The following is a 6,640-nucleotide window of genomic DNA, read 5'->3' on the forward strand; positions in this document are numbered from 1 at the left end:
GGTCCCGGCTCTTCCCGATCTCGCAAAGGCGCTGCCGTGGATCAGGCTCGATCTGGTGACCATCCATCGGCCGACGGACTACGACGAGGCGGGCTCGACGCTCGACATCCGCTTCGGCAACGGTTCGTTTTCCGGGCGCGACGCCGACCGGTTGACGGTCGAGCGGCTCGTTCCGGTCGCGGCGCCGACCTTGGCCGGAAATGCCGAATGGACATCGCTGCCGCTGCTTTTGGTGGCGGGCGCGCGCGAGATGTGGGCAGAATGGTTCGCAGCCTCCGGCCTGGCCGGACAGTCCCAACGCTCGCATCGCTTCGACAGTTTTGTCGCCGCGATGGAAGCGGCGAAGTCCGGCGCCGGAGCGCTGCTCGGCTCGCGGCCGCTCATCGAGGCCGCGCTTAAGGCCAATCTCCTTGTCAGGCTTTCCGAGTTCGAGCTTTCGAGCCCATCGGGTCACTTCCTGACGCGGCCATCGTCATCGCGGCTGTCCGGCGCCGAACAGGATTTTCGCCGCTGGCTTTTGTCGCGTCTCGCCAGCATTTCAGGATAGCGCCCGGGCCGGCTCCCCTATCCGCTTCCAATAGATGAGCGTGCCGGTGAGGCCACCATGCGGTTTCAGCGCATAGTCCGGAATCTCGCCGGTCAGCGAGAAGCCGAGTCTTTCGTAAAGGCCGCCGGCCCCCTCTTCGCTTGCTGTGTCCAACACCAGCAGGGTGCGCCCTTTCTTGACCGCCAGTTCCTCGGCGGCCCGCATCAGGCCGGTGGCAATACCTTTGCCGCGATAGTCGAGGCGGGTCATCAGCTTGGCGATCTCGGCGCGGTGCGGTTGGTTGGGCGGGCAGTCGAGAAGCAGTGTGACAGTGCCGACAAGCATCTCGCCATCCCATGCGCCCAGCAGCGCCCGTTCCCCGCGCGCCGCGGCAGCGAGCGATTTGCGCCAGAACTCATGGGCCGCATCGGGAGACAAGGGATGCATGAAGCTCACCGATCCGCCGGCGGCGACTGTCTCGATCAGCAGGTCGGCGAGCATTCCGCTGGTCTTTGCGTCGTCGTTCAACGCCCTGATTTCAAGGGGGGCCATGTCGGTGGTCTCCAGGTGATGAGGTGTCGGGCCACGCTCATCCGAAATGACTGCTCCGTCTTCGGCGGCGCGCCCTTCGGATTTCCGCGATACGCTCGGCATCGTCCTCGCTGAGGTGCCGCCCGCGCTCCAGGATCTCGAGCGTGTATTCCTCATAAGTGAGCCCAAGCCGCTCGGCCTTTTCCAGCCGCATCAGCATGACGGCGTGGCTCGGCGCCTTCCAGGCTTTGTCGTGGGCGGTGCGCCAGGCAAGAAAGATGTAGGGGTCGCCCTTGCCCCAGGGCGGACCTTCGTAGTCGTCGAGAGGCGGCCCGCCATTGTGGGACCGTTCAGGCCGGCGTGCCATGCGATCAGCCCCGGACCAGCGCCACCAGACACTCGGCGGCTTCCGGTCCCGGAGCGTGGAAGGTGCAGTCCGACGGGGCTCCGAGCGCCAGGCAGTCGCCCGGCTCCAGCCTGTGCACGACATTGCCTTCTGTGAAGTCCAGGCGGCCGCCGATCAGCCAGATCTGCTGCTTGATGAAGGCATAGGACGCTGCCGGGAATTCGACCTTGGCGCCTGCCGGCAGGCTGACCCGGATCAGTTCGAGCGGCATTTGCGTTGCCGGCGACAAATGCCGTCGCACATAGCCGGTCGCCGGATCCTGCCAGACCGGCTGCTCGTCCTTGCGGGACACACTGCCGCCCTGCATTTCGGCGCGGGCAATCAGCGTCGAGAGCGTCATGCCGAAAGCCGACGCAATGCGCACGAGGAGCGCCGCGGTCGGACTTGTCATGCCGCGCTCCATGGCGCTCAGCATCGCCTTGGAAACGTCGGACCGCTCGGCCAACTCGGCCAGCGACCATCCCCGCAAATCACGCTCGGAGCGTATCCGCCTGCCGATCGTGGACGTGATGTCGTTCGATATAACAGTCATTCATCCAATATATCGAAATTTCGGGATGAAGGAAGAGGCTGGTCGATCGCATTTTCGCGAGTGGTTTAACGGGCCCTACACCATCCGACCTCACGCGGCTTTAACCCCGATTGGGATAGCTTTGACCCGAGGGGAATGGGACAGGTAACGATGTTTGTTGAACGCGAAGCCTCCGTTGGGGAGCCGACCTCGCAGGAGCGCCGCGACGCCCAGCAGAGCGACAAGCGCATCCTGGGCAACGTCGTGCAATGCGACGGTGCGCGCGCTACCATCAGCGCCTATGCCGAGGATGCCGAAGGCACGGTGACCGGCCTATGGACCGTCGGCAAGATGATTTCCATCAACCTTGGCGCGACGCGAACCGTTGGCCTTGTCTATGCGATCGGCAAGTCTGACCGCGCCTGGAGCAATGAGGGCCAGAACGCAATCGAGGTCAGCATCGAACTGATCGGCGAGGTGCGCGACGGCGCCGAGCCCGGCGCCAAACCGGTCTTCGACCGCGGCATCACCACCTATCCGCATATCGGCGCGGTTGCCCACCGTATCCGCAGCCGCGACCTGCAGGCCGTCTACGATCTCGCCGGCCGCCATTCGATCACCATCGGCACGCTGTCCCAGGACGAGGCGATCGACGCCAACATCGCTGTCGACGACACGCTGGCGCGCCATTTCGCCATTGTCGGCACGACCGGCGTCGGCAAATCCACGGCTGTCTCGCTGCTGTTGCGCAAATCGATCGAGGCGCGGCCCGATCTGCGCGTGCTGATCCTCGACCCGCACAACGAGTTTGCCGCCTCGCTTCCGGAATACTGCGTGAAGGTCGATTCCAAGACGCTCGACCTGCCGTTCTGGATGTTCAGACTGGAAGAATTCGCCGAAGTTCTGTTTCGCGGTCGCGAGACCGTTCCGGAGGAAGTCGACGTCCTGCGCGACCTCATCCCGGCCGCCAAGAACCTCTATCGCAACCCGAGCTCCGGCTCGTATATCAGGCGCGGCAGCGATGCGCTGACGGCGGACACGCCGGTGCCTTACCGCATCGCCGATCTGCTCAAGCAGATCGACGAGCGCATGGGTCTGCTCGAAAGCAAGAACGATCGGCCGACACTGAAGTCGCTGAGGACGCGCATCGAATCGGCCGCTTCCGACCCGCGCTACCGTTTCATGTTCAATTCGCGGCTGATCGAAGACACCATCCACGAGACGATCGGCAACATCTTCCGCGTGCCGAACCATGGACGTCCGGTGACCTGCTTCGAGATGGCGGGCATGCCGTCCGAAGTCGTCAATTCGGTCTGCTCGGTGCTGGCGCGCCTCGCCTTCGACCTTGCACTCTGGAGCGAGGGCCGGCTGCGGCTGCTCCTGCTTTGCGAGGAAGCGCACCGCTACATGCCTGCCGATCCGCGCCTCGGCTTCGCGCCGACCAGGCACGCTTTGTCGCGCATCGCCAAGGAAGGCCGCAAATATGGCTGCTATCTCGGCGTTGTGACCCAGCGTCCAGGCGAGCTCGATCCGACCATCCTGTCGCAATGCTCGACTTTCTTCGCCATGCGGCTCGCCAACGAGCAGGACCAGGCGATCATCCGCTCGGCGATCGCCGATTCCTCGGCCTCGACGCTGGCGTTCCTGTCCTCCATGGGCCAGCGCGAAGCCATTGCCTTCGGCGAAGGCGTGGCGACGACCATGCGGCTCAAATTCGAGAAACTGTCCCAGGAATTCATTCCCGGCACTGCGAAGCGGGAGCAGGCCTTGCCCGCGGAAGCCGGCGACGATGTCGATCTCGCCGGAATTGTCGAGCGTCTGCGCAACGTGCCGAAACCGCAGCAGTCGATCGCGTTCGCCGAGGCCGTCGATACCGGGCGCCAGGCTGGCGACCCCGATTACCGCAAGCCATCGGCGCCGCGCGTACAGCCGGACGACGATTTCGACATGCGTTACGGCCTGAGGCCCTCGACCTTCGGCATGCGCCAGCAGAACGATTGATCGCTCTGCATCTTCGCGCCGACTCGCTAAGAGTGCCAGGAACGGCTACGCCAACAGGCATGGGCAAGTTCGATCAGGAAATTCGTCAGGCTGAGTCGACTGGAGTCGCTTTCGAGGACCCGAGCGGAGCGGACATATAGTCCGTGAGCACGCGCATGACCCCGAAATCGAGAACGCTTTTCGGAAAGGATCATAAGGAACACGCGGCGGGTAGAAGCGCAGAAAGCGGCTCCAGGCGGCCAGCGTCAAGAATTTGATCATGGAATTTCAGGCGCAGACGCGGTTGCGGCCCTGCTTCTTCGCCTCGTAGAGCTGCCGGTCGGCGCGGCGATAGAAGTCCTCGGCACTCTCCTTGCGGTCCCAGACGGCGAGGCCGACGCTGGTGGTGACCTTTAGCCGCACATTGCCCGACATGATCGACAGATTGGCGATCGCCTTGCGGATGCGCTCGGCGAACCGCGCGAGCAGTTCCGCATCCATGTTGGGCGTGACCACGGCGAACTCCTCGCCGCCCAGCCTCGCCACCACATCGTGATAGCGGGTCATGCCGCGTACGCACTGCGCGACGGACCGCAGAACCTCGTCGCCGACATCGTGGCCATGCGTGTCGTTGACCTGCTTGAAATGATCGAGATCGAGGATCATCAGGCCCACCGGCTTATCGATGCGGCCGAACTCGTCGAGATATTCCCGCAGCGCGTCATCGAAGTAGCGGCGGTTCTGCATTCCGGTCAGGCCGTCGGTGAGCGCTGCGTGCTCAAGCGTTTGCGAACGGGCGCTCAGCGACACCGTCATGGCGCGCAACTTGCCCTCTTCCCTCACCTGGCCGCGGATCAGCGGGTAGATGAAGAAGGTTCCGAAGAACAAGGCAGCAGCCAGCAGCGCACCGGTCACGAACAGCAATTTGTTGAGATAGGCGATTCTGTCGAGACGCGATGCGGTGTCGAGAGCGGTCGCGATATCCTGCAATTGGCCATAGGCGTGAAAGGTCACCAGGCCGGCGGCCAGGATCACGAAGATAAAGACGAAAAACGCGGATTCCGCCTTGTGAAAACGCATAACGCCCCGCGGTACTGCGACCGTCGCCGTTATGGCATGCCCGGCCTTACGGACGGTTAACCCGGACAACCGTGACGGGAAGCTGCGCTTACAATTCCAAGCCCCTGATCAAATCGCATTCTATCAGTCCAGGATTGACCATTTCTCGCCCGGGCGTAACCTTTGCCACTCCGGTCCCAGTTGGTGTTTGAACCAGGTCGTCTGCCGCTTGGCATATTGGCGCGTGGCGATCTTGGCTCGCTCAATCGCTTCGGGAAAGCCCATGTGTCCGGCCATCGCGGCCTGCAGCTCGCGCACGCCGATCGCCTTCATCGCCGGCAGGTTCGGATCGAGGTCGAGCGCCATCAGCTGCCTGACCTCGTCGAGCGCGCCCTTGTCGAGCATTTGATCAAAACGCGCCCCGATACGCGCCACCAGTTCGCCGCGATCCGGCTCGATCACGAGGAAGCCTGCGCTGTCGCGGTCGATGAGCGGCTGGCCGCGTGCCGCCTGCCATTCAAGGATCGACCGTCCCGACGTGTCGAGCACCTCCAGCGCCCGCACAATGCGCTGGCCGTCGGTCGGCCGGATCTGCATGGCGACAGCCGAGTCCTGATGCATCAATATGAGGTGCAGCCGTTCTGCCCCTTGTTCCTTGAGTTCGTAGCGCCAGCGCTCACGCACCGAAGGTGGAATGTCGGGCATGTCCGAGATGCCTTCGGCTAAAGCGCGGAAATAGAGCCCGGTGCCGCCGACGAAGACAGCCGGCCGGCCGGACAAAATACCTTCCGCGATCAGCCCGGTGACGTCGCGCAGCCAGGCGCCGGTCGAGTAGGCTGTCGAAGGATGCACGTGGCCGTAGAGATAATGCGGCACGCGCGCCGTTTCGGCCGCGCTCGGACGCGCCGTCAGGACGTCAAGAACCGAATAGCCCTGCATGGAATCGGTGTTGACGATGACGCCGCCCTTGCGCTCGGCGATGTCCAGCGCCAGCGCCGACTTGCCGCTGGCGGTCGGCCCCGCTATCAGGATGGCGTTTTTCACGCGGCCTTCGCCCGCCTGCCTGCCGGAATTTTCGATGCCTCTGATCGCCACGCTTGTGTCCAATCCCAAAGACCGCCGAGTGTCGGTCCCGCTTGCGAATATCGCTTCGCGAGCGGCAGGCGCAAGCGCCGTTCATTGGCTGGCCGAGCATGTCGCCTGCGATCTGGTTTTGCCGGAGACGCCCGACATCGGCGAATTGACGGCCAATCTGCGCGCGGCATTGGCCTCCGAGCCGGTCGACATCATCGTCCAGCCGGCTGAAGGCAGGAGGAAGAAGATCCTGCTTGCCGATATGGATTCGACCATGATCGATCAGGAATGCATCGACGAGCTCGCCGACGAGATTGGCGTCAAGGACCGTGTCGCTGCGATCACCGCGCGGTCGATGAATGGCGAGATCGCATTCGAGCCGGCCTTACGCGAACGCGTCGCCTTGCTGAAGGGCCTCGACACGGCGGTGGTCGAGCGCATCATCGCCAACCGGCTGACGCTGGCCGCCGGCGGCCGCGCGCTGGTGCAGACCATGCGTGCCAACGGCGCCTGGACGGCTCTGGTCTCAGGCGGCTTCGACGTCTTCACCAAC

8 protein-coding genes are annotated in these 6,640 nt (G+C 63.9%); 3 read left to right on the forward strand and 5 right to left on the reverse strand.

Annotated features, from left to right (window positions below; translation table 11 throughout):
- Positions 1-547: LysR substrate-binding domain-containing protein (locus EOA32_RS31120; RefSeq protein WP_245499441.1), on the forward strand; the 547-nt coding region annotated here is incomplete at its 5' end.
- Here EOA32_RS31120 and EOA32_RS31125 read toward each other — a convergent pair.
- From EOA32_RS31125 to EOA32_RS31135, 3 genes are read right to left on the reverse strand one after another with little or no spacing between them, the layout of a single operon-like run.
- Positions 539-1,078, reverse strand: a complete 540-nt coding sequence (locus tag EOA32_RS31125) for a GNAT family N-acetyltransferase (RefSeq protein ID WP_066990933.1) — start codon at positions 1,076-1,078, stop codon at positions 539-541. The two genes, EOA32_RS31120 and EOA32_RS31125, sit on opposite strands and share 9 nt — an antisense overlap.
- Positions 1,079-1,115: 37 nt before the next feature.
- A complete protein-coding gene (locus tag EOA32_RS31130; RefSeq protein WP_066990929.1) occupies positions 1,116-1,424 on the reverse strand; it encodes a hypothetical protein in 309 nt (102 codons plus the stop codon).
- A gap of 4 nt (positions 1,425-1,428) precedes the next feature.
- On the reverse strand, positions 1,429-1,995 hold the full coding sequence (locus EOA32_RS31135; protein ID WP_128373760.1) for an XRE family transcriptional regulator: 567 nt from the start codon (positions 1,993-1,995) through the stop codon (positions 1,429-1,431).
- A gap of 150 nt (positions 1,996-2,145) precedes the next feature.
- Here EOA32_RS31135 and EOA32_RS31140 point away from each other — a divergent pair, with 150 nt between their 5' ends.
- Positions 2,146-3,975, forward strand: coding sequence for an ATP-binding protein (locus EOA32_RS31140; RefSeq protein ID WP_066990923.1), 1,830 nt, complete (start codon positions 2,146-2,148; stop codon positions 3,973-3,975).
- Positions 3,976-4,242: 267 nt separating this feature from the next.
- Here the strand turns inward: EOA32_RS31140 and EOA32_RS31145 are convergent, their stop codons facing one another.
- Both EOA32_RS31145 and miaA read right to left on the reverse strand, forming a co-directional pair.
- A complete protein-coding gene (locus EOA32_RS31145) occupies positions 4,243-5,034 on the reverse strand; it encodes a GGDEF domain-containing protein (RefSeq protein WP_066990920.1) in 792 nt (263 codons plus the stop codon).
- Positions 5,035-5,157: 123 nt separating this feature from the next.
- Complete coding sequence (gene miaA, locus EOA32_RS31150; protein ID WP_128373761.1) at positions 5,158-6,102, reverse strand: tRNA (adenosine(37)-N6)-dimethylallyltransferase MiaA; 945 nt, start codon at positions 6,100-6,102, stop codon at positions 5,158-5,160.
- Here miaA and EOA32_RS31155 point away from each other — a divergent pair.
- The coding region (locus EOA32_RS31155) for an HAD-IB family phosphatase (RefSeq protein ID WP_145971405.1) at positions 6,092-6,640 on the forward strand (549 nt) is incomplete at its 3' end. The two genes, miaA and EOA32_RS31155, sit on opposite strands and share 11 nt — an antisense overlap.

Source organism: Mesorhizobium sp. M1A.F.Ca.ET.072.01.1.1, from assembly GCF_004023325.1.
Taxonomy (GTDB): Bacteria; Pseudomonadota; Alphaproteobacteria; order Rhizobiales; family Rhizobiaceae; genus Mesorhizobium.